This is a genomic window from Novosphingobium soli, assembly GCF_042432915.1.
Classification (GTDB): Bacteria; Pseudomonadota; Alphaproteobacteria; order Sphingomonadales; family Sphingomonadaceae; genus Novosphingobium; species Novosphingobium soli.
The window spans coordinates 1-26,464 of sequence record NZ_JBHLWK010000020.1; the positions used below are offsets into that span (position 1 = coordinate 1).

At 69.9% G+C, this 26,464-nt stretch carries 27 protein-coding genes and 1 other annotated feature; of the genes, 17 read left to right on the top strand and 10 right to left on the bottom strand.

Going from position 1 to position 26,464, the window contains the following annotated elements; genetic code table 11:
- The first annotated feature begins 375 nt into the window (after window positions 1-375).
- Complete coding sequence (locus ACFFJC_RS16280; protein ID WP_379488545.1) at window positions 376-1,002, top strand: cysteine hydrolase family protein; 627 nt, start codon at window positions 376-378, stop codon at window positions 1,000-1,002.
- A 171-nt stretch (window positions 1,003-1,173) separates the two neighbouring features.
- On the top strand, window positions 1,174-1,626 hold the full coding sequence (locus ACFFJC_RS16285) for a pyridoxamine 5'-phosphate oxidase family protein (RefSeq protein ID WP_379488546.1): 453 nt from the start codon (window positions 1,174-1,176) through the stop codon (window positions 1,624-1,626).
- Between the two features lie 56 nt (window positions 1,627-1,682).
- Here ACFFJC_RS16285 and ACFFJC_RS16290 read toward each other — a convergent pair whose 3' ends face one another.
- Window positions 1,683-2,249 carry a DUF4142 domain-containing protein gene (locus ACFFJC_RS16290; protein ID WP_379488547.1) on the bottom strand — a complete coding sequence of 189 codons (567 nt, stop codon included), beginning with the start codon at window positions 2,247-2,249 and terminating at the stop codon, window positions 1,683-1,685.
- Between the two features lie 135 nt (window positions 2,250-2,384).
- On the opposite strand from ACFFJC_RS16290, the gene ACFFJC_RS16295 reads away from it, so the two are divergent.
- From ACFFJC_RS16295 to ACFFJC_RS16330, 8 genes are all read left to right on the top strand, one after another.
- A complete protein-coding gene (locus tag ACFFJC_RS16295; RefSeq protein WP_379488548.1) occupies window positions 2,385-2,816 on the top strand; it encodes a DUF3597 family protein in 432 nt (143 codons plus the stop codon).
- A 62-nt stretch (window positions 2,817-2,878) separates the two neighbouring features.
- On the top strand, window positions 2,879-4,582 hold the full coding sequence (locus ACFFJC_RS16300; protein ID WP_379488549.1) for a thiamine pyrophosphate-binding protein: 1,704 nt from the start codon (window positions 2,879-2,881) through the stop codon (window positions 4,580-4,582).
- A 50-nt stretch (window positions 4,583-4,632) separates the two neighbouring features.
- Window positions 4,633-5,271, top strand: coding sequence for a glutathione S-transferase family protein (locus ACFFJC_RS16305; RefSeq protein ID WP_379488550.1), 639 nt, complete (start codon window positions 4,633-4,635; stop codon window positions 5,269-5,271).
- 81 nt (window positions 5,272-5,352) lie between these two features.
- Window positions 5,353-6,087: a metallophosphoesterase family protein gene (locus ACFFJC_RS16310; protein ID WP_379488551.1), complete on the top strand. Its 735-nt coding sequence runs from the start codon at window positions 5,353-5,355 to the stop codon at window positions 6,085-6,087.
- A 122-nt stretch (window positions 6,088-6,209) separates the two neighbouring features.
- Window positions 6,210-6,842 (top strand): DUF4198 domain-containing protein, encoded by a 633-nt coding sequence (locus ACFFJC_RS16315; RefSeq protein ID WP_379488552.1) that lies wholly within the window; start codon window positions 6,210-6,212, stop codon window positions 6,840-6,842.
- A gap of 163 nt (window positions 6,843-7,005) precedes the next feature.
- The gene (locus tag ACFFJC_RS16320; protein ID WP_379488553.1) at window positions 7,006-8,418 is read left to right on the top strand and encodes a glycoside hydrolase family 28 protein; all 1,413 of its coding nucleotides are present in this window, start codon (window positions 7,006-7,008) and stop codon (window positions 8,416-8,418) included.
- A gap of 71 nt (window positions 8,419-8,489) precedes the next feature.
- The gene (locus ACFFJC_RS16325; protein WP_379488554.1) at window positions 8,490-8,672 is read left to right on the top strand and encodes a hypothetical protein; all 183 of its coding nucleotides are present in this window, start codon (window positions 8,490-8,492) and stop codon (window positions 8,670-8,672) included.
- Window positions 8,673-8,674: 2 nt separating this feature from the next.
- Window positions 8,675-9,415, top strand: coding sequence for a dienelactone hydrolase family protein (locus tag ACFFJC_RS16330; RefSeq protein WP_379488555.1), 741 nt, complete (start codon window positions 8,675-8,677; stop codon window positions 9,413-9,415).
- Here ACFFJC_RS16330 and ACFFJC_RS16335 read toward each other — a convergent pair.
- Both ACFFJC_RS16335 and ACFFJC_RS16340 read right to left on the bottom strand, forming a co-directional pair.
- Complete coding sequence (locus tag ACFFJC_RS16335) at window positions 9,412-10,329, bottom strand: dimethylarginine dimethylaminohydrolase family protein (protein ID WP_379488556.1); 918 nt, start codon at window positions 10,327-10,329, stop codon at window positions 9,412-9,414. The genes ACFFJC_RS16330 and ACFFJC_RS16335 overlap by 4 nt on opposite strands.
- A gap of 105 nt (window positions 10,330-10,434) precedes the next feature.
- Window positions 10,435-11,931 (bottom strand): SulP family inorganic anion transporter, encoded by a 1,497-nt coding sequence (locus ACFFJC_RS16340; RefSeq protein ID WP_379488557.1) that lies wholly within the window; start codon window positions 11,929-11,931, stop codon window positions 10,435-10,437.
- Between the two features lie 60 nt (window positions 11,932-11,991).
- Window positions 11,992-12,047: a sequence feature (sul1 is cis-regulatory element that is thought to sense ions involved in sulfur or methionine metabolism; They are found in Alphaproteobacteria), on the bottom strand.
- Window positions 12,048-12,239: 192 nt separating this feature from the next.
- On the opposite strand from ACFFJC_RS16340, the gene ACFFJC_RS16345 reads away from it, so the two are divergent.
- Genes ACFFJC_RS16345 through ACFFJC_RS16365 form a run of 5 tightly spaced genes read left to right on the top strand, consistent with a single transcriptional unit; the run spans window position 12,240 to window position 17,449 of the window.
- Window positions 12,240-14,465 carry a TonB-dependent siderophore receptor gene (locus ACFFJC_RS16345; RefSeq protein ID WP_379488558.1) on the top strand — a complete coding sequence of 742 codons (2,226 nt, stop codon included), beginning with the start codon at window positions 12,240-12,242 and terminating at the stop codon, window positions 14,463-14,465.
- Window positions 14,466-14,497: 32 nt separating this feature from the next.
- Entirely contained in the window at window positions 14,498-15,313 is an 816-nt protein-coding gene (locus tag ACFFJC_RS16350) for an alpha/beta hydrolase (RefSeq protein WP_379488559.1), read from the top strand.
- Window positions 15,313-15,585 carry a hypothetical protein gene (locus ACFFJC_RS16355; protein WP_379488560.1) on the top strand — a complete coding sequence of 91 codons (273 nt, stop codon included), beginning with the start codon at window positions 15,313-15,315 and terminating at the stop codon, window positions 15,583-15,585. Before ACFFJC_RS16350 ends, ACFFJC_RS16355 begins: the two co-directional genes overlap by 1 nt.
- Window positions 15,582-15,872 carry a hypothetical protein gene (locus ACFFJC_RS16360; protein WP_379488561.1) on the top strand — a complete coding sequence of 97 codons (291 nt, stop codon included), beginning with the start codon at window positions 15,582-15,584 and terminating at the stop codon, window positions 15,870-15,872. The genes ACFFJC_RS16355 and ACFFJC_RS16360 overlap by 4 nt, the downstream gene beginning before the upstream one ends.
- Complete coding sequence (locus ACFFJC_RS16365; protein WP_379488562.1) at window positions 15,869-17,449, top strand: PepSY-associated TM helix domain-containing protein; 1,581 nt, start codon at window positions 15,869-15,871, stop codon at window positions 17,447-17,449. The genes ACFFJC_RS16360 and ACFFJC_RS16365 overlap by 4 nt, the downstream gene beginning before the upstream one ends.
- Before the next feature lie 4 nt (window positions 17,450-17,453).
- Here ACFFJC_RS16365 and ACFFJC_RS16370 read toward each other — a convergent pair whose 3' ends face one another.
- Genes ACFFJC_RS16370 through ACFFJC_RS16385 form a run of 4 tightly spaced genes read right to left on the bottom strand, consistent with a single transcriptional unit; the run spans window position 17,454 to window position 21,813 of the window.
- Window positions 17,454-18,830, bottom strand: coding sequence for a Coenzyme F420 hydrogenase/dehydrogenase, beta subunit C-terminal domain (locus ACFFJC_RS16370; RefSeq protein WP_379488563.1), 1,377 nt, complete (start codon window positions 18,828-18,830; stop codon window positions 17,454-17,456).
- Entirely contained in the window at window positions 18,823-19,878 is a 1,056-nt protein-coding gene (locus ACFFJC_RS16375) for a polysaccharide pyruvyl transferase family protein (protein ID WP_379488564.1), read from the bottom strand. The genes ACFFJC_RS16370 and ACFFJC_RS16375 overlap by 8 nt, the downstream gene beginning before the upstream one ends.
- A 4-nt stretch (window positions 19,879-19,882) precedes the next feature.
- Window positions 19,883-20,857 (bottom strand): Gfo/Idh/MocA family protein, encoded by a 975-nt coding sequence (locus ACFFJC_RS16380; protein WP_379488565.1) that lies wholly within the window; start codon window positions 20,855-20,857, stop codon window positions 19,883-19,885.
- Window positions 20,854-21,813: an MDR/zinc-dependent alcohol dehydrogenase-like family protein gene (locus tag ACFFJC_RS16385; RefSeq protein WP_379488566.1), complete on the bottom strand. Its 960-nt coding sequence runs from the start codon at window positions 21,811-21,813 to the stop codon at window positions 20,854-20,856. Before ACFFJC_RS16385 ends, ACFFJC_RS16380 begins: the two co-directional genes overlap by 4 nt.
- Before the next feature lie 53 nt (window positions 21,814-21,866).
- Between ACFFJC_RS16385 and ACFFJC_RS16390 the strand changes: the two genes are divergently transcribed.
- The gene (locus ACFFJC_RS16390; protein WP_379488567.1) at window positions 21,867-22,388 is read left to right on the top strand and encodes a DUF1003 domain-containing protein; all 522 of its coding nucleotides are present in this window, start codon (window positions 21,867-21,869) and stop codon (window positions 22,386-22,388) included.
- A gap of 17 nt (window positions 22,389-22,405) precedes the next feature.
- Here ACFFJC_RS16390 and ACFFJC_RS16395 read toward each other — a convergent pair whose 3' ends face one another.
- The 3 genes from ACFFJC_RS16395 to ACFFJC_RS16405 are packed head-to-tail and all read right to left on the bottom strand — an operon-like array spanning window position 22,406 to window position 25,337.
- Entirely contained in the window at window positions 22,406-23,518 is a 1,113-nt protein-coding gene (locus ACFFJC_RS16395) for an inositol-3-phosphate synthase (RefSeq protein ID WP_379488568.1), read from the bottom strand.
- Complete coding sequence (locus ACFFJC_RS16400; RefSeq protein WP_379488569.1) at window positions 23,518-24,528, bottom strand: glycosyl hydrolase; 1,011 nt, start codon at window positions 24,526-24,528, stop codon at window positions 23,518-23,520. The genes ACFFJC_RS16395 and ACFFJC_RS16400 overlap by 1 nt, the downstream gene beginning before the upstream one ends.
- The gene (locus tag ACFFJC_RS16405) at window positions 24,525-25,337 is read right to left on the bottom strand and encodes a TIGR04290 family methyltransferase (protein WP_379488570.1); all 813 of its coding nucleotides are present in this window, start codon (window positions 25,335-25,337) and stop codon (window positions 24,525-24,527) included. Before ACFFJC_RS16405 ends, ACFFJC_RS16400 begins: the two co-directional genes overlap by 4 nt.
- Window positions 25,338-25,569: 232 nt before the next feature.
- Between ACFFJC_RS16405 and ACFFJC_RS16410 the strand changes: the two genes are divergently transcribed.
- A complete protein-coding gene (locus ACFFJC_RS16410) occupies window positions 25,570-26,460 on the top strand; it encodes a glycosyltransferase family protein (RefSeq protein ID WP_379488571.1) in 891 nt (296 codons plus the stop codon).
- Window positions 26,461-26,464 lie beyond the last annotated feature (4 nt).

Consider the following 26,464-nt stretch of genomic DNA (forward strand, 5'->3'; position numbering starts at 1 on the left):
ATCGGGGGAAGACCAGCTGTCCGTCCTTATGGGCGACCGGTGCGATGCCGAAGTGGTCGGCCTCGCGTCGGTTCCGGCCATATATGGGGGAGCTTTCAGACCGTCAAGGAGATTCGCCAGGCCCTGCAGATTTTTTTCGGAGACGCGTTTTCAGCCGCGCAGGGGCCGCGGAACGACGTCCAACGTCAGCGACGGGGCAGGGGGGTGATCGATCAAGTCGCCGCCGGCGTGGACGTTGCCATGCAGGATCGCGGGCCGCAGCGCCTGCCTTGGGTTGACTGACATGCATGGCATGTCGGCAACCGGAGCAGGGGCAGGGCATTGGACTTGCCACCAAAGCGAACCGAACAGACGACGCAGGAGGAGCGGGACCAGATGGCGCAGACGGATCCGGTTCAGGTGCCGCATCGCGACCAGGAGGGCGACGGCACCGCGTTGCTGATCATCGACATGATCAACTGCTTCGATTTTCCCGGCGCGGAAGCGCTCCAGCCCGCGGCCGAGGCTGCCGCAGATGCGATCGAAAGGCTGCGAGCGGAGTTCGAGGCGCGGGGATGGCCGGTCGTCTACGTGAACGACAACTTCGGCGAGTGGCACTCGGAACGCTCGCGGCTTGTCGAGCGCGCACTCGAGCATGACAACCCGGTGACCCAGCGCCTGCGCCCGCGGGCCGATGATTTCTTCATCATCAAGCCGCAGTTTTCCGGCTTCTACGCCACGAACCTCGCCGTGCTGCTGCCGAAGCTGGGCGTGACCCGCCTGGTTCTCACCGGGATCGCCACCGACATCTGCATCCTGTTCACGGCGGCGGACGCGCATATGCGGGACTATTCCCTGTGGGTGCCTGGCGATGCGGTCGCGGCCGAGGACCCGGAACGGAACCGGTGGGCATTGAGGATCATGCAGGACAGCATGGGCGCGGAGACCGCGGCCAGCGCCGCCTTGTCGCTCGACGACTGGCTCGCGAAGCTCGACAAATCCAAGTCGCCATTGAACGAGTAGTGGCTTTCCACGCCACCGTGCCGCAGCGGATCAAGAGCGATAATGTTCGTTATGTTAAGGGGTGGCCCGCAGAGGCGGCGGCAGCGGGAATCCCGCCACCAGCCCCAGCTATCCGTCCGTCGCATCGCCAGGAGCGAACCGCGCCGGCGCCGCGTTGGCGGGACGAAAACCATGGAGCCGACGATGACCAGGACGCTTGCCGAACTTTCCAAGACCATGCGCGCGATTGATTTCGCGATGCTGTCCTCCCGCACGAGTGGCGGCGCGATCTCCGCGCGGCCGATGAGCAACAATCGCGAGGTGGACTACCAAGGCGACGCCTGGTTCTTTGCGGAGGACACCACCCGCATGGTGGCGGACATCGAAGCCGATCCGCGCGTGGGGCTGAGCTATCAAGGCTCTTCGGGACTTCTCGGCGTGCGCCCCTTCTTCCTTCATGTGGAGGGCCTGGCGACGCTGGTGCGGGACAAGGCGCAATTCGCCCAGCACTGGACCAAAGGCCTGGAACGCTGGTGGCCCGACGGGATCGACACCCCCGGTCTGGTGCTCATTCGCATTGCCGGGGATCGCATCCACTACTGGGACGGCGAAGATGAAGGCGAGCTGGTGATCGCGCGACCCTGACCCGGGGCCCCGCAAGAGGACGGCAGGGCGACGCGGATCGTCGCCCTGCCGCTCGGTCACATCCCCTTGGCCATGTTCAGGTGCGCCGTGACAATCGGGACGAGCTCGGTCGCGAACGCCTTGAGCGAGGGCACGTCCCCGTCCGCGGAATAGGCCTTGAGCGCGTCCAGCGTCATCTGGTGCGCGTTCACCTGCGCGGCGACATAGGCCTTGTCGAACTCCGCCCCCGACTTGCCGCCCAGATCGGTGAGCGTCTGCTGCTGCATCGGGGTCAGCTTCGGATCGGGCGTGATCGGCGGAGTGGCCTGCGCCGCGGCGCTCTTGAGCTTGGCGGTCGAATCGGTGTGCGCCTTGATCATTTCTTCCGCAAAGCGCTTGACCTCGGCCGAGGACGCCTTGCTCGCGGCCAGGCGCGAGCTCTCGATCTCGAATGCGTCGCTGGCCGCCGCGGTGTTGGCGAAGGTCTGTCCTTCGCTGGCGGTTGCGGGAGCAGGCAGGGCCGCGGCGTCGTCCGTTGCGTCCAGAGTCGCCGCCGGCGTGCTTGCGGCCGGTTCGGGTTCCTTGCCGCAGGCGGTCAGACCAAGCGCCGCAAGCGAGGCGGCGAACAGCAGGGCATGCTTCATGACGGTATCCTCGATCGATAAAGTGAAGGCTGCCGGGTCAACAATCCGCCGCCGCGTGCGTTCCCGTCGCAAGCTGTCCGTGCAACCCGCATCGCGAACACGGAAAGCGCCAACAGCTGCAAGCAGGAGCGTGACATGAGCATTCTCGGCAAGATCTTCGGCAAGGTATTCCATCACGATGACGACAAGGCCGCCCCGACGGCCGCTCCCAAATCCGCCGCTCCCAAGCCGGCCACGACCAAGACCGCCGCTCCCGCGGCCTCGCCCGCGCCCATTGCCGCGCCTGCGCCGGCTGCACCCGCTCAGCCGGTCGATGTGGGCGCGGTGCTCGAGGCCATGGCGGCGATGAAGGCGGATCATGGTGGCAACTACAAGAGTTCGATTGTCGACCTGCTCAAGCTGCTGGACCTCGATTCCAGCCTCGCCGCACGCAAGGAGCTGGCGGACGAGCTTGGGGTCCATGCCGCCGCCGATGGCACTGCCGAGCAGAACATCGCCCTCCACCGCGCGGTGATGGACAAGCTGGCCGCGAACGGCGGCATCGTGCCCGACAGCCTTCGGCACTGAGGGACTGGGGCGCCCAGGCGCCCCGCTTCCCGCTCCAGCCTTCCGACTCAGGAGATCCGTCCATGTCCCTCACCGTCGCCGAGATGCTGGTCCGCACGCTGGACGAGATCGGAGCGCACCAGGTGTTCGGCATCGTCGGCGATGCGCTCAACCCCTTCACCGACGCGATCCGCCGGCAGGACAGGGTGCGCTGGATCGGGGTGCGGCACGAGGAAGGTGCGGCGCTGGCCGCCGCCGGCCAGGCGAAGCTCACCGGTCGCCTAGGCGTCTGCTGCGGCACCACCGGTCCGGGAGCCAACCATCTCGTCGCCGGGCTGTACGAAGCGCGCAAGGACCATGCCCCGGTCCTGGCCATCTCCGGCGGGGTGCCCTCGGCCAAGCGGGGTATCGACCACCTGCAGGAGGACGATCCCGTGGCCCTGTTCCGCGACGTGGGCGTCTATAGCGAGCTGATCGCCTCGCCGGAACAGGCCGCCACGGTGATCCACCAGGCGATCGCGCAGGCCTATGGCGAGCGCGGCGTCGCGCATATCTCCATCCCGCCCGATGTCTTCGGAGCCAAGGTCTCCGGTGCCGTTCCGAGCATCGCCACCTTGCGCCCCCGGCCGGAGCTCGCTCCAGCGGCGGAGGACATCGCGGCGATGGCCGGCATGATCGCGGAGGCGCAGAAGGTGGCGGTGCTTTGCGGCTTCGGTTGCCACGGGGCCGCGGCCGAGCTTACCGCACTTTCGGATCGGCTCCAGGCGCCGCTCGTCCACACCTACCGCGGCAAGGACATCCTGCCCTACGACGATCCGCGCTGGATCGGCGGGGTCGGACTGATCGGCGGGCGGCCCGGCGTGGACGCGCTGGAGAACGCCGACCTCATGCTGATGCTGGGCACGGATTACCCCTATTCGGAGTTCCTCCCGCGCAAGACGCAGGTCGTGCAGGTGGACGAGCGCGCCTTCGCTCTCGGCCGGCGCACCCCCGTAGCGCTCGGCATCGTCGGCTCGGTGCGACCCGCCCTGCGCATGCTGCTCGACACCCTGCCCCAGCGCACGGACAGTTCCTTCCTCGACGAGGTGAACGCGGATCGGGCCGAGTGGGACGAGATGCTGGATGCTAAGGCCGCGCTCGACCGATCGCCGGACAAGCTGCACCCGCAGGCGGTTGCCCGCGCGATCAGCGACAGCGCCGCGGACGATGCGATATGGGTGACCGATACCGGCGAGGTCACGCTATGGGCGGCGAACTGGCTGCGCCAGACCGGGCGCCAGCAGATCACCGGCTCTAACAACAACGCCGCGGTGGGGACCGGCATGGGCATCGCCAACGGGACGCAGGCGCTCGACCCGGCGCGGCAGGTGATCCTCCATGCCGGCGACGGCGGCTTCACGATGCTGCTCGGCGAGTTCATGACCGCGGTGGAGCATCGCCTGCCGGTGAAAGTGGTGGTCTACGACAACAGCGGGTGGGGCCTCGTCCACTTGGAGATGGAGGGCGCGGGCGTTCCCCCGGCGCCGGGCGCGGCGTTCCCCAACCTCGACTTTGCCGCCTTCGCACGGGCATGCGGCGCCAGGGGCTTCAAGGCCGCGAAGCCTGCCGACCTGCCAGGTGCCATCGCGGCCTGGCTGGCCGAGCCCGGCCCGGCGATCCTGCACGCCCTCGTCGATCCGGACGAGATCCCGGCGATGCCGCACATCGATCCCAAGCAGGCGGTGCGCTTCGGCATCTCGAAGATCAAGCAAGCGATCGGCGCGCTCGCCGGTCGGGACAGCGCCTGAGCCTTGGCGGCGCGCGCGAACCTTCCGGCGAGCCCTGCGTTCAGCAGGGCATGATTACCGTCCATCATCTCGAGAATTCGCGCTCGCAGCGCGTCCTGTGGATGCTCGAGGAGCTGGGCCTTCCCTACGAGGTCCGGCGGTACGCGCGCGACAAGGCGACCATGCTGGCGCCGCCCGAGCTTCGCGCGGTGCATCCGCTGGGCAAGTCGCCCGTCATCGTCGATGACGAGGCCCCAGCGGGTCTGGCCACGGTGGCGGAGACGGGCGCGATCGTCGAGTACCTCACCGCCAAGGCGAGCGGCAGGCTCGGCCCTCCGGAGGCGGTGGCAGAGGCGATGCGCTACCGCTACTTCCTCCACTACGCCGAGGGATCGCTGATGCCGCCGCTGCTGGTGAAGCTGGTGCTCGGCCGGGTCCCACTCTTCGGCCGCGGCGCGCAGAAGCGCATCCAGCCGATGATAGACGTCCACCTCGACTTCGTGGAGAGCGAACTGGCGCAGCGCCCGTGGTTCGCCGGCGAAAGCTTCACCGGCGCCGACATCATGATGAGCTTCCCGCTGGAGGCAGCGCGCGACCGCGGCGGCCTGGACAGCGGCCGCCCCGCCACCGCGGCATGGCTCGACACCATCCACGCCCGGCCCGCCTACCGCGCCGCATTACAGCGCGGCGGTCCCTACCGGTACGCCTGAGCGACGCCTTGCGACGCAGGCTTGCTTGAGAGTACGACCGCTCCGGCGCGGACCGACGCGCCCAGCCCTCCAGGAGCGTGGATGAAGATCGCCGTACTCTCCGACATCCATGGCAATCTCGCCGCGCTCGATGCGGTTCTGGCCGACGCAGCGGCGCGCGCGGTCGATCGCATTGTGAACCTGGGGGACATCGTGTCCGGTCCGCTGTTCCCCCGCGAGACGGCGGACCGCCTGATGCCGCTCGCCCTGCCGACGATCCGCGGCAATCACGAGCGGCAACTGACCGAGCAGGCGCCGGAGAGCATGGGTGCGTCCGACCGATACGCCGCGGGCTGCCTGCGGGCCGACCAGCGCGCCTGGATCGCGGCGCTGCCGGAAACGCTGCAGCTGAGCGACGAGGTACTCCTGGTCCATGGCACGCCCGACAGCGACCTCGCCTACTTCCTCGAGACGGTCACCGAAGCAGGTCTGCGCCCCGCGACGATGGACGAGGTCGAGCACCGCGCCGCGGGTGCGAAGGCCAAGGTGATCCTGTGCGGGCACACGCATGTCGCGCGGGTGGTCCGGCTCGACGACGGGCGGCTGATCGTCAATCCCGGCAGCGTGGGCCTGCCGGCCTATGCCGACGAGCGCCCCTATCCCCACGCGGTGGAGAGCGGTTCGCCCCACGCGCGCTACGCCGTCGTGAGCGGAGCGGATGGACACTGGTCCGCGGACCTTCTGAAGGTCGAGTACGATTGGGAGCAGGCGGCGCGGAATGCCGAGAACCGCGGCCGGGAAGACTGGGCCCGCGCGCTCAGGACCGGCCGCGCCTGACACGAGGGGACGCGCCCGAGCGGTGGGTTGTTGCGAAGGGTTCTCAACAGAGGGGTTCCCGTGCTAACGCCGCGAACCGGACCGCGGAACCTCGCGGTCGTCCACACGTGACGGAGTCCGACATGAAGCTCAGGTACCTGCCCGCCCTGCTGCTGGCCTACACCGCCTCTGCCGCGCAGGCGCACGAGGTCTGGATCGAGCGCGACGGGTCCGGCCCCGCGCGCATCTACCTCGGCGAGCCCGGGGATCCGCTCCCCGTCGGCGGCGACCCCGAGTTCGAGCACCTCAAGGCCCCCAAGCTCGTCCCCGCCAGCAGCGCGCCGATGGCCCGCAAGGCCGGATACCTGGAAGTGACGGCGCCTCCCGGCGACGTGCGCGCGCAGGACGATGCCGTGTTCACGCCCTGGGGGCCGGAGGGCAAGAAGGAAGGCGTCGCCTACTTCGCCCGCGCCGGTCGTGCGCAGCCGCACGCGACGATGGCCTTCGAGATCGCGCCGGTCTCGGCCGGCGGGGATCGCTTCGTGCTCGTGCGCGACGGCAAGCCCGTCGCGGGCGCAGCCGTCACCGTCATCACGCCGGAAAAGTGGTCGAAGTCCTTTAAGACGGACGGTCAGGGTGTAGTCACGGTGCCGGTCCGTGAGAAAGGCCGGTACCTGCTGAGCGCGTCGCAGAAGGACGAAGCCGGCGCCGAGACCAGCCTCGGCAAGGTCGCGGTGCTGCACCGGATCGCCACGACCACCTTCGTCATCGACTGAACCGCCTACCCGGATACGCCGGGGCCGCGGGACTCGCTTGATCTCGCGGCAGCAGCGCCATAGACACCGGTGTCAAAGAACAGCTCCACCGAGGAGGCCACCCTTTGACATCCTGCCAGTCGCCAGGTCCGTTCGCCTACCGCCCCTCGCCGGTGCTCCTCCCTTGCGGGTAGACCGGCGCGGCTTCGTCGCTGCGGCGGGTATCGCGGGCGGGCTGGCCCTGGCGATACCGCGCGAGGCCTCGGCGCGCGGGAAGCCGGCGCCGAGGGTCGCGCCGCCGACCGCACCCCGTCTTCCAGGATCAGGCCTGCGGATCGATCCTCGCGAGTTCGGCGCGCGGGCAGACGGCAGGACCAAGGACACCGCCGCGATCCAGCAGGCGCTCGACCGCTGTGCCGTGCTCGGCGGCGGCGAAGTCGTGCTGTCCGGAGGGACTTTCCTCACCGGCGCCATTCGGATCGGTTCCTCCACCACCCTCTCCCTCGCGCAGGATGCGCTCCTGCGCGGTTCGGACGACCTTGCCGATTACCCGGTCACCCAGGTCCGCTGGGAAGGGCGCTGGATACCCGGCTACATCGGCCTCGTCTCGGCTCAGGGTGCGCGGGACGTGCGCCTCGTCGGCAAAGGCCGCATCGTCGCCTCGCGCGCGATTCGCGGGCGCGTGGCCGCGTCGGGGCTGAGGCACCCGGCCCTGCTCGAGTTCGTCGACGTGCAGAGGCTCGCCGTCGCGGGGCTCACGACCGAGCAGAACGACATGTGGTCCATCCACCCGGTCTACTGCGAGGATGTGCTGTTCGAGGGCCTCGTCGTCCATGGCGGCGCCGACGGCATCGATGTCGACTCCTGCCGCCGCGTCGCGATCGCGCGCTGCACCTTCGATACGGCCGATGACTGCATTTCGCTCAAGTCCGGGCGCGGTCTGGAAGGCCACGCGCTGGCCCGCCCGACCGAGGACGTCGCCATCGCCGACTGCACGTTCACCGATCGGCGCTGGGCCTGCATCGGTATCGGCAGCGAGACCAGCGGCGGCATCCGGCGCGTCAGCGTCGATCGCTGCCGGTTCCTCAGTGCCTACACCTTCAGCATCTACATCAAGAGCAGGCCGGGGCGCGGGGCGTTCATCGAAGACATCGCCATGCGCGACCTCGAGGTGGGCAGCGCCGGCGACGGGTTCCTGCGGCTGAATTTCCTCGACAGCGGCAAGCAGGACCCATTCCCCGTCCCCGGCGACGAAGGCATCCCCCAGGTGCGGCGGCTTTCCTTCGAGAGGGTGCGGGTGGCCGATGTCCCCACCCTGGTCCAGGCGACCAGCATCCATCCCGCGAAGCCGGTGGAAGGCTTCGTCCTGCGCGCCATCACCGGCGCTGCCGAGCGAGGCATCTTCCTCGCCAACATGCGCGATGTGGTGCTCGAAAGCGTGGCCGTGACGGTGCGGTCGGGCGCGGCGCTCTCGACCGCGAACGTGACCGGCCGCGGCCTCGCGGGTGCGGCGGCGCTGGAGCCCACGCCGGCACCGCCACCGGTGGCGCCGGACCCCGTTCCCTACCGGCTCGGGATGACGGGCACCCCGAACTGAGCCTGCCGCGCGCGCCATGGCCGGCAGCCCGCGCATCGGGAGCCTCCGGCGTCTTCCGGCGTTGCAGCGACATGAAGATCGAGCCGCAAAGACAAGCCGCCCAAGTCAGGATGTCGCTGGGACGGCGGGCCCATTTCCGCGCCTCCGTGGAGGTCACGCCGCTGGGCCTGCTGGCCATCTCCGTCCTGGTGAGCGGGATTCTTCTCTCGACCCGCGTGCTGGTGCGCACGGCGATCTCGCACGGCGAGCATTGATCGTGAGCGCTTCTGCCGCCCCCCGAGGGACGCCGCATGTCTATCGCCACGACGACCTGGAGCTGCGCGGAGAGCTCTACCTCCCCTCGGGTGCCGCGAACGGGCGTGCGGCGCTGGTGGTGCACGAGGCCGACGGGATCGGCGGCAATGTCCGGCGGCACTGCGCCCGGCTCGCGGATCTCGGCTACGTCGCCGTCGCGGCCGACATGCACGGAGAGGGCCGGGTGCTGGAGGGGGAGGAGATGCAGGCCGCGCTCGCGACGTTCCGCAGCGATCCCGAACTCCTGCGCGCGCGCGCCCGCGCCGGCTTCGACGCGCTGGCGGCCATTCCCGGCGTCGATGCGGGGGCAATCGTGGCCGTGGGGTACTGCTTCGGCGGCTTCGCCGTGCTGGAGCTGGCGCGTAGCGGCGCCCCCGTCAGAGCGGTCGCCAGTTTCCACGGCTTGCTCACGACCTGCCGGCCGGCGCGCCCCGGAGAGATCGGCGCGCGGGTGGCGGTCTTCACCGGCGCCAAGGATCCGCTGGTCCCGCCCGAGCACGTCGCCGCGTTCCAGGCGGAGATGACCTGGGCCGACGCCGACTGGCGCATGGCGGTCTACGGGCGCGCGCTGCACAGCTTCACCAATTGCGACGTCGATGGGCTCAATGATTCGCGCATGGCCTATGACCCGGAATCGCACGCGCTGTCCTGGGCCGCCATGCTGGCGTTCTTCGACGTGACGTTCGAACCGGCCGCCGCCTAGCCTCTGGCGGGGAGCCGCCGCAGCGGCAGCGTGAGGCAGTGCAGGCCGCCCCCGCAGGCGGCGAACTGCGAGACGTCCAGCTCCTCGACCAGGAAGCCGGCCGCCCTCACGCGCTCGGCCGCCTGGGGCGCGGCGGCGTTCATCAGGATCGTGCGGCCGTCAAGCGAGACGACGTTGCAGCCCAGCCGCCGCGCCTCCTTGTAGGACACCGGGATGAGCGTGATGTCGCGCGCCGCAAGTGCCGCCAGGAAGCCGTCGTCCAGCACGTCGGTGCAGGCCAGCGCGGTGTTGGCATCGAGCATGCAGAACATCGTGTCGAGATGCAGGAAGTGCGGGTCGAACGAGCAGTAGAGCACGTCCCAGCCCTGCTGAACGAACGACGCCGCGAAAGCCTCGGCGCCGGCGGTGCTGGTGCGCTCGCCCGAGAGGCCGAGCACCAGCAGCCCGGGACGGGCGACACACACGTCGCCGCCCTCGATGGTGCCTTCGGTGATCCGGCGCACCGGGCGCACGCCGATCGCCGAGAGAGTCCGCACCAGGTGATCGACCTCCACCGAGCGGTGCGCCATCGCCGGCTTCAGCGCCACGAAGCCCCAGGGCGTCATCACGCCGGCATCGCGGGTGAAGCACAAGTCCGGCAGTTCGGGCGTGGCGGGCATCGCGTGGCAGCGCACGCCATGCCGCTCCAGCACCTGGCGCAAGGCCGCATGCTGGCGCTGGGCCTCGTCTTGCGCGACGACGAAGCCGTTGCGCATGCTTTCCCGGGTGACCGAGCAGCAGGGGACGGTCTCCAGGTGCGAAGGACCGCACAGGAGGACGTCGACAAGGCGATCCGCCTCGCCGCGGACGGCATGGGTCTGCACCAGGTCCGCGGCGCCGCCGCCGGCATGATCGGTGGCAAAGTCCAGTTTCATTCCAAGCTCCTACGCCTGAGCGTCTGCCTGGAACAACATTCCGCGGGCTGCCTGGATCCCTCCGCCTCGACCAGATCAGGGAGCCTGCCGGCCGCTTCGCCGCGCTCAGTGCGGAACCGCGCCCGTCTCCACACCCGTCTTGTCGTGAAGCGCGAAGCGGTCGACGATGTCGGCGCTCGCCCGGTTGTAGCCTGCCACCGCGACGGTGCGACCCTCGCGCCGCAGCCGGGCGACGATCTTGTCGAGCGCCCCGACGCCGGAGATGTCCCAGAAGTGCGCGTCCGAAACGTCGATGACGACGTGGCGGGCCTCCGCCTCGCTCTGGAACGCGCGGGTGAAGCGGTCCACCGAGGCGAAGAAGATCTGGCCGGTGACGCGGTAGGTCACGCTCTCTCCCGCGGCCGCCGGTACGCGCTCGACGGCGAACATGCGCTGCACCTTGCCCGCGAAGAAGATGCCGGACAGCAGCACGCCCGACAGCACGCCCAGCGAGAGATCGCCGGTGGCGACGACCACCGCGACGGTCACCAGCATCACCGCCGAGGAAGTCGGCGGATGACGGCGCAAGTTGGCGATGGAGGCCCAGCTGAACGTCCCGATCGAGACCATGATCATCACCGCCACCAGCGCCGGCATCGGCACGCGGCCGACATAGGGGCCCAGCACCGCCAGCAGGAACAGCAGGAAGGCGCCGGCCACGAACGTGGAGAGCCGCCCGCGCCCGCCCGAGGTCACGTTGATGACCGACTGGCCGATCATGGCGCAGCCGCCCATGCCGCCGAACACCGCGGAGACCAGGTTGGCGCCCCCCTGCCCCAGGCACTCGCGCCGCTTGTCGCTGTCGGTGTCGGTCATGTCGTCGACGATCTGCGCGGTCAGGAGCGATTCCAGCAGCCCCACCGCGGCCATCGCGACCGAGTAGGGCGCGATGATGCGCAGCGTCTCGAGGTTGAGCGGCACCTGCGGGAGCGCCAGGCTCGGCAGCCCTTCGGGCAGGCGGCCCATGTCGCTGACGGCATGCACCGGCAGCCCCAGCCCGAGGCTGACCGCGGTCAGCACCAGGATGGCGACCAGCGGCGAGGGCACCGCCTTGGTCAGGCGCGGGAAGAGATAGATGATCGCCAGCCCGGCCGCGACCAGCGCATACGTCTGCCAGGCCACGTTCGTCAGCTGCGGAAGCTGCGCCATGAAGATGAGGATCGCGAGTGCGTTGACGAAGCCGGTGATGACCGAGCGGGAGACGAACTGCATCAGCAGGTCGAGCCTGAGGAGCCCCGCCAGGACCTGGATCAATCCCATCAGGATCGTCGCGGCAAGGAGGTATTCGACGCCGTGCTCGCGGACCAGCGGCGTCACCAGCACGGCGACCGAGGCGGTCGCGGCCGAGATCATGCCCGGACGGCCGCCGATGCAGGCGATCACCATGGCGATCGCCACCGAGGCGTAGAGGCCGACGCGCGGGTCCACGCCGGCGATGACGGAGAAGCCGATGGCTTCGGGGATCAGGGCGAGGGCGACGACGATGCCGGCAAGCACGTCGCGGCGGGCAGCGGCCGCGTCGCGGAACCACTCGCGGCGGTAGCGGGTAAGACTGTCGGGCATGGGAAATCCACAACAAGGCACATGGCGCCCGAAGCGCAGGATCGGATGCTGCATGTGTGATGTTGTCCGGCGGATCGGCGGCCGGAATAGCCACCCGGAATCTCACCGGGTCCTTGCGAATGGCGGGCTCCTAGCAAGCCGGGCGGGGGAATGGCAAGCCGGGGGCGCCGTGTCCTTCGGGCCCTGTGCCGCGGGCTGTGTCTGGCAAAGCACTGTCGGCGGAATAGCATGCCCCGACTCAAGAGAACCCTTGAAGGTGCGAGTGATCCGCATTAGCGCGGCCGGGCGACGAATATTGTAGGGGCATTATGCGAAATACTTCCACCGGCCTGGCCATCGTTCTGGCAGCCCTGGCCACGCCTTCCTTCGCCCAGGGCGCGCCCGAGGCCGAGCAGCCGGACGCTCGCGAGATCGTCGTGACCGCCACCGGGCAGTCGTCCGCGACGTCGAGCACCAAGACCAACACGCCGATCATCGAATCGCCGCAGTCGATCTCGATCGTCAGCCGCGCCGAGATGGACCTGCGCGCCTCGCCGACGATCGCCGACGCCCTGTCCTACACGGCGGGCGTCCAGGCGGAGGCGTTCGGCATCGACAGCCGCGTCGACGAGGTCTCGGTCCGCGGCTTCGGCGCCGGCGGCTTCTCGTCCAACAACAACTTCGTGGATGGACTGCGCCTGCCTTCCGGCGGCCAGTGGACCCGCCCCGGATTCGATTCCTTCGCGCTCCAGCAGATCGAGGTGCTCAAGGGCCCCTCGGGCGCGCTCTATGGCCAGACGGCGCCGGGCGGCGTGGTCAACGTCGTCAGCAAGCGTCCGACCGACGTGTTCCAGGCGCAGTTCATGCTGCAGGCGATCGGCACCACCGAGCTGTCGAACTGGAACTACCAGGCCGCCGCGGACATCTCCGGCCCCATCACCGACACGCTCTCCGGCCGCCTCGTGGGTCTCGCCCGCTATGGCGACACGCAAGTGGAGGAGGTGACCATCGGGCGCCAGTACGTGTCGCCGAGCCTGACCTGGAAGCCGGACGAGAACACCACCTGGACCCTGCTCGGCCAGTACCAGCGCGACGAGGGCGGCTCGACCTTCCAGTTCCTGCCGGAGCTCGGTTCGCTGCGCCCCAGCAACGGCCGGTACATCGCCAACGACGCCAACATCGGCGAGCCGGACTGGAACACCTTCGATCGCAACCAGTACCTGGCCGGCAGCTTCTTCGAGCACCGGTTCGGCGACAGCGGCCTGACGATCCGCAACAACACCCGCTACACGCACCTCGACACGCTCTATCGCGTGGTGGTTCTCTCCGGCAACACGCTGACGACCTGCCCGGCGACCATCCCCGGCTGCATCCCCGGCCAGACGATCGGCCGCCGCGCCGTGCAGGGACAGGGCGAGAGCGACGGCATCGCCACCGACACGCAGCTCCAGTTCGAACTGCAGACCGGTGCGGTCAAGCACACCCTGCTGGGCGGCTTCGACTACTTCCGCACCGAATGGGAGCACTATCGCGATTCGGTCGCGGCGGCGCGGGTGCTGCCGCTGCTCGACATCTTCGACCCCGTCCCGCGCGGCGCGGCCGGCTATGCAACCAGCCTGACCCCGGCGATCTACACCGAGACGGTGAGCCGCCAGAACGGCCTCTACCTCCAGGACCAGATCGCCATCGGCAGGCTGCGGGTGACGGTGGGCGGACGCCAGGACTGGGCGCGCGACGAGACCACCAATCCGATCACCCGCTCCACCTACGTCAACAAGTCCGACGCGTTCACCTGGCGCGCGGGCGCGGTCTATCTGTTCGACAACGGCCTGGCGCCTTACGCCAGCTATGCCGAATCGTTCCTGCCCCAGATCAGCGACCCCGGCACCAGCCTGGGCGGGGTGCCCTTCGTGCCCACCACCGGGCAGCAGTACGAGGCCGGCCTGCGCTACCAGTCGGGCAACAACATCTATCTCAGCCTCGGCGCCTACCAGATCACGCAGCAGAACATCGTCACCCCGGCGACGCTGGACGACCTTCCCGCAGGCGGCGACGCGAGCGACCTGATCTGCAATGGCGGCGCCACCTGCCAGGTCCAGACCGGCGAGGGCCGGATCCGCGGCATCGAGTTCGAAGGCAAGGCCTCGCTTCCCTGGGGCATGGCGGTGATCGCGACCACGACGAAGAGCTGGAGCAAGATCACCGAGACCAACACCGCCGTGCAGCGGGGCAACGACCTGCCGCAGGTGCCGGACTGGATGGCCTCGCTGTTCCTCGACCAGCGGATCACGGCCGGCCCGCTGCAGGGCCTCGGCCTCGGCGGCGGCGTCCGCTACACCGGCAAGAGCTTCGGCGAGAACGCCAACACGCTGGCGATCCCCGACTACACCCAGTTCGACGTGTTCGTGCGCTATGACTTCGGCAACGGCATGGTCGCTTCGGTGAACGGCCGCAACATCACCGACAAGCGCTTCGTCGCTACCTGCACCGCCACCTCGGCCTGCTACTACGGCCAGGGCCGCACCGTCACCGCCCGCCTGGACATGCGCTGGTGAGGTGGCTTCGCCGGCTTGCGACCGCGCTGGCGATGCCCGCGGTTCTCGTGAGCGCGGGACCGCTCCAGGCGGCGCCCTGGGAGCTGCCGCGCTCCGACGTGGAGACCGTCTCGGCGTCGGACGGGCACGCATACCGCGTGCTCGTCGCCTGGCCGGAGGGGCCGCCACCGGCGGAAGGCTGGCCGGTGCTCTGGCTGCTCGACGGGGAGGACAACTTCGCCGTCGCGGCGATGACCGCACGCCGGCTGGCGCGCGCCGGCGCCCGCTCCGGCGTGGAGCCCGGCGTGATCGTGGCCATCGAATCCGGCGGACTGCCCCGGCGCGTGCTCGACTACACGCCGCCTGCGCCGGGCTACGCGATCCCGGAGGGCATGCCCGCGCACGGGCTGAATGTCGGCGGGGGCGAGAGCTTTCTCGACTTCATCGAAGAGCGCCTCCGCCCGCTGGTCGCCGCGCGCTGGCGTGTCGATCCACGCCGCCAGACGCTCATGGGCCACAGCTTCGGGGGCCTGCTGGCGCTCGACGCGATGTACGAGGGCCGCGGCTTCTCCCGCATCGTCGCGGTGAGCCCCTCGCTGTGGTACGGCGACGGCGTCCTGGCGCGGTCGGAGCAGCACGCGGGGAGCGGGGCCAAGGCCGCGCTCCTCGTCGCAGCCTCGCCCGACGAGCGGACCCGCGCCGCGCCCGCCGGCGCTCCGATGGCGGAAGCCGAGGCGCTCGTCGCCCGCTGGCGCCAGCGCGGCAACGCGGCGCGCTACCTGCCGCTGCCCGGGCAGGACCACGGCTCCACCATGCTGGCGGCGATGGCTCCGGCGATCCGCGCGGCGTTCGGCGGAGAAGCCCAGTGATGCTGGCCTGGCTCGGTGCATGCCTGGTCGCGGCCGGCGCGCTGGCGCTCTACCTCGCCGCGCCCCATCAGGTGCTCGTCGCCCCGGGGGGGCCGCGCAGGAGCTTCGGCTGGGCAGGGGTCGCGCTGCTGGTACTGGGGCTTGTGGCCCTGCTGAACTGGGCGGGGCCGGCCACCGCCGTATTCATCGCCTTCACGTTCGCCTCGCTGGTGTGGACCCTGGTCCCCCTGCTCGCGGCCTGGCTGCGCCACCGTGGGGCGACAGACCAGTGAAGACGGAGCTCTCCAGCCGCGACTGGTTCGGCAAGGCTTCCGCCGGTCTCGTCCTCGGCTTCGCGCTTGCGCTCGGCCTCAGCGGCCTGCTCGCCTGGGCCATCGGCGTCACCGACACCTTCTTCTCGACCAAGGGCCAGCTGACGATGTGGTCGATCTCGCCCACCTGGTGCATCGTGCTCAGCCTGTGCTTCCTGTTCCGCTCGGGCCTGCGCGCCTGGACGGTCCTGGGGCTGGCCACGGCGGCCGTCTGGATCGCCCTCTATGCCACGGGATTGCTCGCATGAAGGTCCGTTCCGACATCGTCCGGATGTACAAGGACGTCCACGGGTGGGTGGGCATCGTCTCGGGCCTCGCCCTCTTCGTCGCCTTCTACGCCGGCGCGATCACCATGTTCGAGCAGTCGCTCCAGCGCTGGGCCTCGCCGCCGACGACGCTCGCCGCGCCCGTATCGCTCGAACGCACGCCCGATCTCGTCCGCGCCGTCCTTGCCGCCCATCCCGAAGCGGCGAAAGGATACACGGTCCATCTCGAGACCGGGCGCGAGCAGCCTGCTCGCGTGAGCTGGCAGCAGGCGGAGCCAGGCGGGGACGAACACGGCGCCCGGCGCACCTTCCATGCGGCCCTGGCACCGGACGGCACGCTGCAGGTGGAAGAGGACGGGCCCTCCCCCGTCGCGCAGTTCGTGGACGTGCTGCACCAACAGGTCGGCATCATGCTCGAGCACGAGGCGGCCATGCCGATCATGGGCGCCGTCGCGCTGCTCTACGCCATCGCGCTCGTCTCGGGCGTCATCGTCCTGCTGCCGAGCCTGGTGAAGGACCTCTTCGCCATGCGCATGGGCCGCAACGTCAAGCGCATGTGGCTGGACGTCCACAACCTGCTGGGCGTGTTCAGCCTGCCGTTCCACATCATCATGGCCCTGACCGCCGTCGTCTTCGCCTTCCACGACCAGTTCTACGACGCGCAGGGCGCCACCTTCTCGCACGCCGAGGAGCGACCCGCGGCCAAGGCTCCGTCGCCGCCGCCGCCGCCGCTTGCCGAGCCGCTCCCGCCCGCCGCCGTCATGCAGACGCTGGCGCGCGAAGTGCCCGGGTTCACCCCGATCGCGCTCGCTTACGGCCGGGGCCGCGATGGGGCGCCCAGCCTGCGGGCCATGGGGAGGGACGACCGCTACGGCCTGCGCGGGCCGACATTCACCCCGGTCATCCTCGATCCGGGAACCGGCGCGGTCGTCGGGTCGGACTACCTCGGCGGCGTGCAGGACGGCTGGGGCGCGGCGATCACCGGCTTCTTCGCGCTTCACTTCGGCAGCTTCGGCGGCATCGGCGTGCGCTGGGCCTATTTCCTGCTGGGGCTGGCGGGCGCCTTCCTGTTCTACACGGGCAACCTGCTGTGGGTAGAGAGCCGCCGCAAGCGCGAGCGCAAGGCCGGCGCGGTCGAGCAGACCCGCTCCACCCGCATCCTGGGGGCGCTGACCGTGGGCGTGCCGCTGGGCTGCATCGCCGGCGTGGCGCTCACCATCGCTGCGGCCAAGCCGCTGGGCGCCGGCGCGACGGAAGTCATGCACAGCCTGATCTACCATGCCGTGTTCCTGGCCTTCGTCGCCTGGGCGCTGCTGCGCGGCAGTGCCCGCGGTGCGCTCGAGCTGCTGCCGGCCGCGGCGCTGGCGCTGCTGGCGATCCCGGCCGCGACACTGGTCTTCGTCATGCGCCATCCCCCCGCGGTGCTGGGAGTGGACCTCTTGGCACTTGCGGGAAGTGTCGTGCTGCTGGCCAGCTGGCAGGCGACGCGCCGGCGCACGCGTTCGGGCCCCGCCGACAGCGTCTGGAGCAGCCGAGCCGCGATGCCGAGCCGCGCCTGACCGGCTACGCGTCCTCGCGCGAGGTCTTGTCGAGGCGGCGCAGGACCTTGCCGAGCGGGCCGCGCAAGTAAGTGACCGCCTCGTAGATGCGCAGCGACAGGCGGGCCCACCGCAGGTAGAGCCAAGGCGATCCTGCCCGTCTGGCCAGCGCGAAGACGCGGTGGCTGCCCGCGGTGATCCCCATCCGGCTGCGGTAGACCAGCTTGCGCCGCCAGGGCAGGTCGTGCCCACCCGGTGCCACGCGCTTGCGCAAGGGCAGCCGCGGCGGCGCGACCCGCAGGCGATAGGCGAGCCCCTCGCGCCGCTGGCGCAGCCCGGCGGCCTGCGTGTCGGCGATGAAGGCGGCGTCGACCGCCTCGAGCGCCAGCCGCCCCTCGGCGATCGCCGCCTGCACCATGTCGCGCAGTTCCGGGCTGCGCACGATCACCACGTTGGTGCCGCGGCCATCGGAGGAGTACGGCTCCACCCAGGCGTCGCCGAAGGCGATGTCGGCGGTCTCGGCGACGACGTCGTCGCAGTAGCTGCAGGCCGGGTTCTGGAAGTACCCCGCACCCCAGTCCCCATCGACGAGGTGCCACCAGTCCTGCCAGCGCGCCGTGCCGTCCGCCAGTGTGAGGTGCGCGGTGTACCAGTTGGCGGGACGGCCGGGATCCTTGCGCCGGTATTCGACGGCGCGCACATCGGCCATGGGCGCGCCCAGCTGCCAGGCGAAGCTCTCGACGAAGCGCGCGCTCTTCATGTGGCCGCAGAACAGGCCGAGCCGGTAGGCGATGCGCGCCTCCAGCACGGGATCCTGCGCGCAGAGCAGGTTCAGCGCCTTGATGAAGCACGGCACGCCCACGAAGGCGTAGCGCCCGGGCGCGGCGCGGACCTCCTCCAGCATCGCCGACATCTCGACCGGATGATAGCGCGAGCGCGCCCCTTCGCGGACGTCGTCGATGCTGCGGGACATGCGGTAGCGGAAGAACCCGCCGTCGGTCGCCGGATCGGCCGGGATCACGTGCGCCACGCCGTCGATCAGCCCGCGTTCGAGTAGTTCGGCGGCCACCCAACTCACCATGCCGCCGGAGCTGCCCTCGGCTCGGAACGCCCCTTGCGCGACGTGCCCGACGTAGGCGGCCTCGAAGCTGCCGATCCGCGCGTCGCGGTGGGCGGGCTCGGGGAACCGCGCCGAGGCGAGGGCGTCCTCGTCCGCGGCCTGGGGAGAGAACGGGCAGGTCAGCGCGAATTGCGGGGTCGGCGCGCGGGTCCAGGCACCCGTCGGCTTGAGCTGACCGTAGTCGTCCCAGCCCATCGCCCCCTGCCCTGCCGCGCAGGCGCCGCAGCCGATGCACAGGCCCGCATCGACGACGTCTCCGGGCGCCAGGCCCGCCTCAGGCAAGCGCACGGTCCAGGTAGGAGCGCGAGGCTTGGCGCAAGGCCTCGATGCGCCGGGTGATGTCGGGTGCGAGCGGCGCCTCCAGCATCGCGGCGAAGGTATCGGGAGGCGTGCCCTCCTCCACCCGGTGGCGTTCGGCACCGAGCAGGCGGGTGAGGTCGCGCACCTTGTTGAAGCGGTAGGCCGAAGGCGCGCAGACGAAGGGCCGGGCGTAGTGCAGCGCGAAGACGCAGCCGTGGAAGAAGTTGGTGGCGACCGCGTCGGCGCCCGAGATCACGGCCGGGAACTCCTCCGGTCCCACGTCGATGCGCTGTTCGTCCGCCCAGTCGCAGCGATAGCCGATGCTGACGATCCGCCGGCCGGTGTCGCGGGCCCAGCGCCGCACCGCCGCGGCGAACCACGAGGGGAAGCCGTGGCCATAGAGCGCGAGGTACGGCGCCTCCTCCCCCGGCGCGCGCGCGGGGGGCAGCGGGAACTGCAGGCAGGGGTCGAGCACCAGGTCGGGCTCGCGGCCGAGGCTCTGCCGGACGAGATCCAGGCTGTTCGCGTCGCGCACCGAGATCGTCTCGAAGCGCGTCAGCTTCGCGGCCCAGGCCGGGTCGATCCCGTTCGCCGCATCGTGGTTGCCGAAGCTCGCGGCATAGGCGGAGAGGCGCCGGGCCTGGAGGCCCTCGCCGAAGAACACCCCCTTGTGGCCGTACCACGGGTGCTGGAAGTTCCAGACCTCGTCGCTGCCCACCACGACCGTGTCGTAAGCGCCCGCCTCCTCCGGCCGCTCCAGCGGGAAGCGCGTCGATTGGGGCAGTTCGTCGAAGGCCGCGAGGAACTTGCGGGCCTTGGCAGCGTAGAGCGGCAGGTCGGCGCGCGCGGTGCGCTGGGGCAGCAGCGGGTTGAAGGCGCAGCGCCACTCGGCACGAGTGACGTCGGCGGCATCGTGGTCGAGCAGCTCGGCGTCGTGCCCCAGCGCGCGCAACCCCTCCACCAGGCAGCGCGCCTGCCAGTACGACCCGTAGTTGATGCAACGATGAAACGTCAGCACGCCGACCTTCATCGCGTCATCGCCCGTAGATGCCGTCGAGCACCTGCGCGCTGCGCACGAACTGCAGCGCCTCTGCATCGAACGCCAGCGAGCGCGCGCACTGCTCGGCCCAGACCGCCGCCGAGCGCGCGCCCCAGGCATCGGGCGGATCGGCCAGCCGCGTCGTCGCGGTGCCGTCGAACCGCTCCGCCGTGAAGTCGTAGAAGGAGCCGTTGACGTTGCGCAGCGCCGCGCCGCCGCCGGTCCCGTAGAACGCTGCCTCGATCACCGCGTCGCGGCCCGCGTTGAGGCGCCACGAGCAGGCGAGCCGCACTTGCGCATCGCCTGCGGTGAACTGCGCAGAGGCATAATCCTCCACCTGCCCCGGCGCGAGCGGGCGGCCGGCGCTCAGCAGCCGCGCGTCGACGCCCGACACCGGCGGAAAGCCTAGGGTCCAGAGCGCCAGATCGACGAGGTGGACGCCAAGGTCGACCACGCAGCCGCCGCCCGACTGCTCCGGGTCGTAGAACCACGGTTTGTCCGGGCCGTAGGCGTTGTGGAACGTGAGGTCGACGGCGAAGACCTGCCCCAGCCCGCCGGAGCGGACCAGCCCGGCGATGTGCTCCATGGCCTGCGTGTGCCGGTAGGAGAGGTCGACGCCCAGCAGCCGGTCGGCCGCCTGCGCGGCATCGACCACCGCCTGCGTCTCGGCTCCCGTCCGTCCCAGCGGCTTCTGGCAGAACACGGCCTTGCCGGCCTGGAGCGCACGGATCGACTGCTGCGCGTGCAACGCGCTGGGCGTGGCGATGACCACGCCGTCAATGTCCTGCGCCAGCAGCGCCTCGAAGCTGTCCACCCGCGCGGCCTCGGGCGCGACACGGGCCGCCTCGGCGGCGCACGCGTCCGAGGGGTCGCAGAAGGCGACGGCCTCGATGGCGCCGGTCGCGACCATCGCCTCCATGCGGTGACGGCCGATCCAGCCCGTTCCCAGGAACCCGATACGCGGCTTCATGCGAAGGTCACCAGCGCCTTGACGAAGTTGCCCGGCTTGTCGCGCGTGGCGTCCAGCGCCTCGCCCAGCCGTTCGAGCGGATAGCGGTGGGTGTAGAGCGGCGCCGGGTCGAGCCGGCCGGATGCCACCGCCTCGACCGCTTCGCGCAGGCCCTGCATCTGCACCTGCGGGTCGCGCTCGTGCGCATTGATCACGTCGATGCCCTTCCAGTTCCACATTTGCATGCTGACCTGCCGCGGGCCGTCCTGGTGGTAGCCGGCGACCACCAGCTTGCCGCTGAAGCCGACCAGCTCCCCGGCCAGGTCGAGCGGCCACTGCTTGCCCACGCATTCGATCACGCGCGCGCACAGCCCATCGCCGGTCAGCGCCTTGACCGCCTCGATGATCTGCCAGTGATCGTGCATCGCGATCGTCTCGGCCGCGCCGTAGTGCCGTGCGAGATCGAGCGATTCCTGCCGCCGCGAGATCGCGATGACGCGCGCGCCGGCATCGGTGGCGAGCTTGGTGAGCACCGCCCCCAGGAAGCCAATGCCGATGATCGCCACCGTCTGCCCGGCGCGGATGTCGCTGCGGCGGAAGATGTTGAAGGCGCAGCCGAGCGGCTCGCCCGGGAACGGCTGTCCCTCCAGCGCCGGGGGCAGCTTCACCGTCATGGCGGCCGAGGCGAGGTCGTACTCGGCGAAGGCGCGGTATGAGAGCGCGGCGACACGATCGCCGACCGCGAACTCGCCCACGCCGTCGCCCACCGCATCGACCTGGCCCCAGGCCTCGTGCCCGAGCCCGCCTGCCTCGCCGGGATAGGTCATCCACTCCTGCCCCGCCCAGGGCTCCAGGTTCGAGGCGCAGACGCCGCAGCCTTCCAGGCGGATGCGAACCTCGCCCGGCCGCGGCTCCGGCCTATCGACTTGCGCGATCGAGATGACCCCGGGCCCGTCCAGCACCGCCGCGCGCATCATGCTTCCCACTCCTGCAACCTTCCACTCCTCAGGCGCTTTGCCGTTCCATGACCATGTCGAATCCAGAAATGGCGGCGGCGCTGCGGGACAACATCGCCCGCCTGACCGCCCGCCAGCACGCCGAGGCGCGCCAGCCCTCGCTCAGCGACCGCATCGCCGACCGGATCACCGGCTTCACCGGCTCGATGACCTTCGTGGCGCTCCACCTGCTGGTGTTCGGCGCCTGGATCCTGGTCAACCTGGGGGTCCTGCCGATCCTGCCCCGCTTCGATCCCAGCTTCGTGGTGCTGGCGATGGTCGCCTCGGTGGAAGCGATCTTCCTGTCCACCTTCGTGCTCATCAGCCAGAACCGCATGGCCTCCGCGGCCGACCGGCGCGCCGACCTCGACCTCCACGTCAACCTCTTGGCCGAGCACGAGCTGACCAAGCTCGCCGGGCTCGTCCAGCGCATCGCCGAGAAGCTCGACGTCGCGATCGACGATCCCCAGTTCCACGAGATCCGCAAGGACATCGAGCCCACGCAAGTGCTCGACGCGCTGGACGAGACGCGGCGCGAGGAGAATGTCCAGCACTGACGGCGGCGGCTGGACCGTCACTTGGCATCCTGATCGATGAACGCCTCGAAAGCGGCATGCGCCTCGTCGTCGGGCATCTGCACCGGCGGGTGCTTGCAGAACCAGGCCGCCGCCGGAAGGATCGGGCCGGCCATGCCCCGCGTCCTGGCGAGCTTGGCGCAGCGGATCATGTCGATGGCGACGCCGGCGCTGTTGGGGCTGTCCTCCACCGACAGGCGCAGTTCCAGGTTCATCGGCACGCCGCCGAAGAGTTGGCCTTCCATGCGCAAGAAGCAGACCTTGTTGTCGTTCTGCCAGGCCACGTAGTCGCTCGGGCCGACGTGGATGTTCTCGTCCTCCAGCCGCGCCTGCGCGACCGACTGCACCGCCTCGGTCTTGGACTCCTTCTTGGAGGCCAGCCGCGTGCGGTTGAGCATGTTGAGGAAGTCGGTGTTGCCACCGGTGTTGAGCTGGTAGGTCCGGTCCAGCTTCACGCCCCGCTTCTTGAACAGGTCGGTCAGCACGCGGTGGACGATGGTCGCGCCCAGCTGCGCCTTGATGTCGTCGCCGATGATCGGGACGCCGGCTTTCAGGAAGCGCTCCGCCCACTCGGGATTGCTGGCGATGAAGACGGGGATGTTGTTGACGAAGGCTACACCCGCTTCCAGCGCGCACTCGGCGTAGAACTCCGTCGCCTTTTGCGATCCCACCGGAAGGTAGTTCATCAGCACGTCGGCATGGCTCTCGCGCAGCACGGCCACGACTTCGTCCTTGGTCGGCTCGCGCTCCTGCGCGACGCGGAAGGTACGATCGTCCGGGTAGTCGGCCATGTGGTCGGCCACGCCGTCGAGAATCCGGCCCATGCGCACTTCGGCGCCGGTGGGCTCGACGCTGTCGCAGAACACCGCGGTGCAGTTCGGCTTCGCGAAGATCGCGGCGGACACGTCGCGACCGACCTTGCGCTCGTCGACGTCCCATGCCGCGACGACCTGGATGTCGCTCGGGCTATAGCCGCCCAGCTCGTAGTGCGACAGGCCCACCGTGTCGTTCGCGCCCGAACGGTAGTGCTCGATCCCCTGGACGAGCGAGCTCGCGCAGTTGCCGATGCCGGCGATCGCGACATTGATTCCATGGCGTTCTGGCGACAGCATCAGGCAATGCTCCGTTCAGCGCTGAGACGTTCGTCTCGGTCGAAATGGAGGGGGGAAAGCTCGGGCGCACGCGCCTCGAACGCGACAGGAGCCGGAGCGGGGATGCCACGGGTGCCGCTGCTGGCGGGGGCGTAGCGGTCGATCATCCAGGCGCAGAAGTCGGCAAAGGCCTGCGGGTCCTGCGCAGGGCTGGTGTGGTGCGGGGCCAGGCCCAGGTGCTCGGGCGTGAAGCAGAAGGTCACCGTGACGTCGAAGTCCGCCAGCGCCTCCATCTGCCGGTCGAACCAGTCCACCGCGTTGGGGCGGAAGCTGTCGGCCCAGGACAGGCCGGTGCGGATACGGCGCGTGCCCAGCCGCTTCATCCAGGCGACCGCCTCGTCCAGGCGCGGGTCCTCGAAGTGGAACCACTGCATCAGGCCGAGGTCCTGCGCGTGCTGCGCATAGGTCTCGAGCGCCGGCTTGGGCGTGCCGTCCTCCCGGATCAGGCCCAGGTAGAAGTGGCGGTAGTAGGACGATCCCTCCGCCTCGCGGTGCCGCGTCTCGGCGCCCCAGCTGATGGGCAGGTCGAACAGCGAATACCAGAACACCCGCGGCGCCACGTCCTTGAGCAGCGCGGCGGTGCGCTCCAGCCCGAAGACCTGCACTTCCTCGGCGCCGAATGAGCTGACGCCCACTTCCGTGACCCAGACCGGCTTGTCGGTGACCGCCTTGATCTCGGCGATCTTGTCGGGCCAGGCGGAGAGCGGCCACAGGTTCCAGTCGAGCGGGAAGCCATGCACGGCCACCACGTCCACCGCGTCGAGCGCGCCATGGCCTTCCATGCGGCGTAGCCAGTGCGGGTCGATCGGCGACATCCCGCCCAGCACGCGGGTGATCCCGGGGTTCACGGCGTGGATGGCGCCGCCCGCGGCGATCACGTGCTCGGCGAACCGGCTCCATTCGGGATCGAGCGCCGGGTCCCAGTGGGACTTGTTGTTCGGCTCGTTCCAGATCATCGCCGCTTCGATCAACGTGCTTCCCCTCTCGTCGGATAGACGGCCGCGGGGCCGTACTTGGCATAAGGCACCGGCGCCGCGCGGCACAGATAGACGTCGGACTGCGCGCGCCCTTCCACGCTGAAGCCGGCGGCGCGCAGCATCGCCTGGCTGCACGCCGCGTTGGGCGCCCACCAGTTGGTCCAGTCGTTCGCGAACTCGCGCTCGATGAAGTGCATCTTGGGATAGCCCGGCGCGTCGAAGTAGGGCGGCGGCTCGGTGGTGCCGGGCATGAAGAACGGGTGGTCCTCCGGCACCTCGGCCACGTCGTCGGAGCCCTGCTGCATGGTCTGGAACAGCATCAGGTCGTCGGCCACGTGCTCGCGGATGAGGTCGAGCGCCAGCAGCGGATGCCGCAGGTGGTAGAGCACGCCCATGAAGATGACGAGGTCGAACCGCTCGCCGAGCGCCGCCACGTCGTAGACCGACAGGTTGCGGAACTCGATCCCTTCGAACCCCAGCGCCTCGCAGGCGAGCCGCGCCTGCGCCAGGTAGCGCTCGTCGCTGTCGATGCCCACCACCCGCTCGGCCCCGCGGCGCTTCATCTCCACCGAGTAGAAGCCGGCGTTGCAGCCGATGTCGAGCACCGAGCGGCCGCTGAGGTCGTCCGGCAGGAGATGCGCGAAGGCCTTGAACTTGAAGCTGGGATAGTCGCCCAGGAAGTGCTCGGGTGCGGTAGTCAGGCCGTTGCCGAGATCGATGTTGTGGAACCAGGGGCCAAGCTCTTCGATCCGATCCCGCAGCTCTGCTGTATCCTGACGTCTTGGAGCTGCAGCCTGATGCAACGGATTCCTCCACTTGTGGGCCCTGGCCCGGTCCCGGAGAACCACGCCGGCGCGCCTGCTGAAATCAACGGGTCACCGGCCGGCAACGATCATCCCGTCCTGCTGTTCCCTAGCATCTACAAAGATTGGCCAGGCTTGATCCATGTTAGGGGATGGCCCGCGACGGCGGGGAACATCATCTTTGTTTTTGCCGCGCCGGGATACAGTTGGGCTCTCGGGCATTGTGCGCTTCATGACCGATGACATGCTGCGCTGGACAGAGGCGATGCGCGCCGGCCGGTACGAGGCTGCATGGTCCCTGGCCGAACGCGCGATGCGAAGCCGGGATCCCGCCACGCGCGACGACCCCTCCCGCCCGTACCACCAGCGCTGGGTGTGGGACGGCCGCTCCTGCGACGCTAAGCGCGTGCTAGTGCGGTGCTATCATGGCCTTGGCGACACCATTCAGTTCGCCCGCTACCTGCCTCTCCTCGCCCGGCGCGCCGCCTCGGTGACGGTGGAAGTGCAGCCCAGCCTGATCCCCCTGCTCGCGACCCTGCCCGGAAATGCCCGGCTGGTGCCCTTCGATCCCGCGCATCCGCTGCCGCCGGCCGAATGCGACATCGAGATCGGCGAGCTCGACCGCGCCCTGCGCACCGCGCCGCCGGCCGTCCAAGGTCCTTACCTGAAGGCGCCCCGGGCCTTGTTGCCACATGGCACCCTGGGGCTTTGCTACGGTTCGGGCGACTGGGATCCGGAGCGCAGCATCCCCGCGCCGCTGCTCGAGCCGCTCTGCGGCCTGGCCCCGTGCATCACCCTGGTGGCGGAGCCAACCGCGCTTCCCGTGCACAATCCGGCGGGCTGTCCGCTCGACATGGACGTGACCGCCTCGCTGGTGGCCGGCTGCGCGCTGGTCATCACCGTGGACACCATGATCGCGCATCTGGCCGGCGCGCTGGGCGTCCCGACCTGGCTGCTGCTCAAGGCGGAGCCGGACTGGCGCTGGAATCCCGGTGCGCGTTCCACGCCCTGGTATCCCGCCATGCGGCTCTACGTGCAGCCGCAACCCGGCGACTGGCAGTCCGTGATTGACACCGTCGTGCGCGACCTCACCGCGCGCGCCGACCTGATGATGGAGAGATGACGCG

What these genes read in the sequence shown, in the direction of transcription:
- ACFFJC_RS16280 (WP_379488545.1), top strand. Translation starts at nt 376, where the DNA reads ATGGCGCAGACGGATCCGGTTCAGGTGCCGCATCGCGACCAGGAGGGC.
- ACFFJC_RS16285 (WP_379488546.1), top strand. Translation starts at nt 1,174, where the DNA reads ATGGAGCCGACGATGACCAGGACGCTTGCCGAACTTTCCAAGACCATG.
- ACFFJC_RS16290 (WP_379488547.1), bottom strand. Translation starts at nt 2,249, where the DNA reads ATGAAGCATGCCCTGCTGTTCGCCGCCTCGCTTGCGGCGCTTGGTCTG.
- ACFFJC_RS16295 (WP_379488548.1), top strand. Translation starts at nt 2,385, where the DNA reads ATGAGCATTCTCGGCAAGATCTTCGGCAAGGTATTCCATCACGATGAC.
- ACFFJC_RS16300 (WP_379488549.1), top strand. Translation starts at nt 2,879, where the DNA reads ATGTCCCTCACCGTCGCCGAGATGCTGGTCCGCACGCTGGACGAGATC.
- ACFFJC_RS16305 (WP_379488550.1), top strand. Translation starts at nt 4,633, where the DNA reads ATGATTACCGTCCATCATCTCGAGAATTCGCGCTCGCAGCGCGTCCTG.
- ACFFJC_RS16310 (WP_379488551.1), top strand. Translation starts at nt 5,353, where the DNA reads ATGAAGATCGCCGTACTCTCCGACATCCATGGCAATCTCGCCGCGCTC.
- ACFFJC_RS16315 (WP_379488552.1), top strand. Translation starts at nt 6,210, where the DNA reads ATGAAGCTCAGGTACCTGCCCGCCCTGCTGCTGGCCTACACCGCCTCT.
- ACFFJC_RS16325 (WP_379488554.1), top strand. Translation starts at nt 8,490, where the DNA reads ATGAAGATCGAGCCGCAAAGACAAGCCGCCCAAGTCAGGATGTCGCTG.
- ACFFJC_RS16335 (WP_379488556.1), bottom strand. Translation starts at nt 10,329, where the DNA reads ATGAAACTGGACTTTGCCACCGATCATGCCGGCGGCGGCGCCGCGGAC.
- ACFFJC_RS16340 (WP_379488557.1), bottom strand. Translation starts at nt 11,931, where the DNA reads ATGCCCGACAGTCTTACCCGCTACCGCCGCGAGTGGTTCCGCGACGCG.
- ACFFJC_RS16345 (WP_379488558.1), top strand. Translation starts at nt 12,240, where the DNA reads ATGCGAAATACTTCCACCGGCCTGGCCATCGTTCTGGCAGCCCTGGCC.
- ACFFJC_RS16350 (WP_379488559.1), top strand. Translation starts at nt 14,498, where the DNA reads ATGCCCGCGGTTCTCGTGAGCGCGGGACCGCTCCAGGCGGCGCCCTGG.
- ACFFJC_RS16355 (WP_379488560.1), top strand. Translation starts at nt 15,313, where the DNA reads ATGCTGGCCTGGCTCGGTGCATGCCTGGTCGCGGCCGGCGCGCTGGCG.
- ACFFJC_RS16365 (WP_379488562.1), top strand. Translation starts at nt 15,869, where the DNA reads ATGAAGGTCCGTTCCGACATCGTCCGGATGTACAAGGACGTCCACGGG.
- ACFFJC_RS16375 (WP_379488564.1), bottom strand. Translation starts at nt 19,878, where the DNA reads ATGAAGGTCGGCGTGCTGACGTTTCATCGTTGCATCAACTACGGGTCG.
- ACFFJC_RS16380 (WP_379488565.1), bottom strand. Translation starts at nt 20,857, where the DNA reads ATGAAGCCGCGTATCGGGTTCCTGGGAACGGGCTGGATCGGCCGTCAC.
- ACFFJC_RS16385 (WP_379488566.1), bottom strand. Translation starts at nt 21,813, where the DNA reads ATGATGCGCGCGGCGGTGCTGGACGGGCCCGGGGTCATCTCGATCGCG.
- ACFFJC_RS16390 (WP_379488567.1), top strand. Translation starts at nt 21,867, where the DNA reads ATGTCGAATCCAGAAATGGCGGCGGCGCTGCGGGACAACATCGCCCGC.
- ACFFJC_RS16395 (WP_379488568.1), bottom strand. Translation starts at nt 23,518, where the DNA reads ATGCTGTCGCCAGAACGCCATGGAATCAATGTCGCGATCGCCGGCATC.
- ACFFJC_RS16410 (WP_379488571.1), top strand. Translation starts at nt 25,570, where the DNA reads ATGACCGATGACATGCTGCGCTGGACAGAGGCGATGCGCGCCGGCCGG.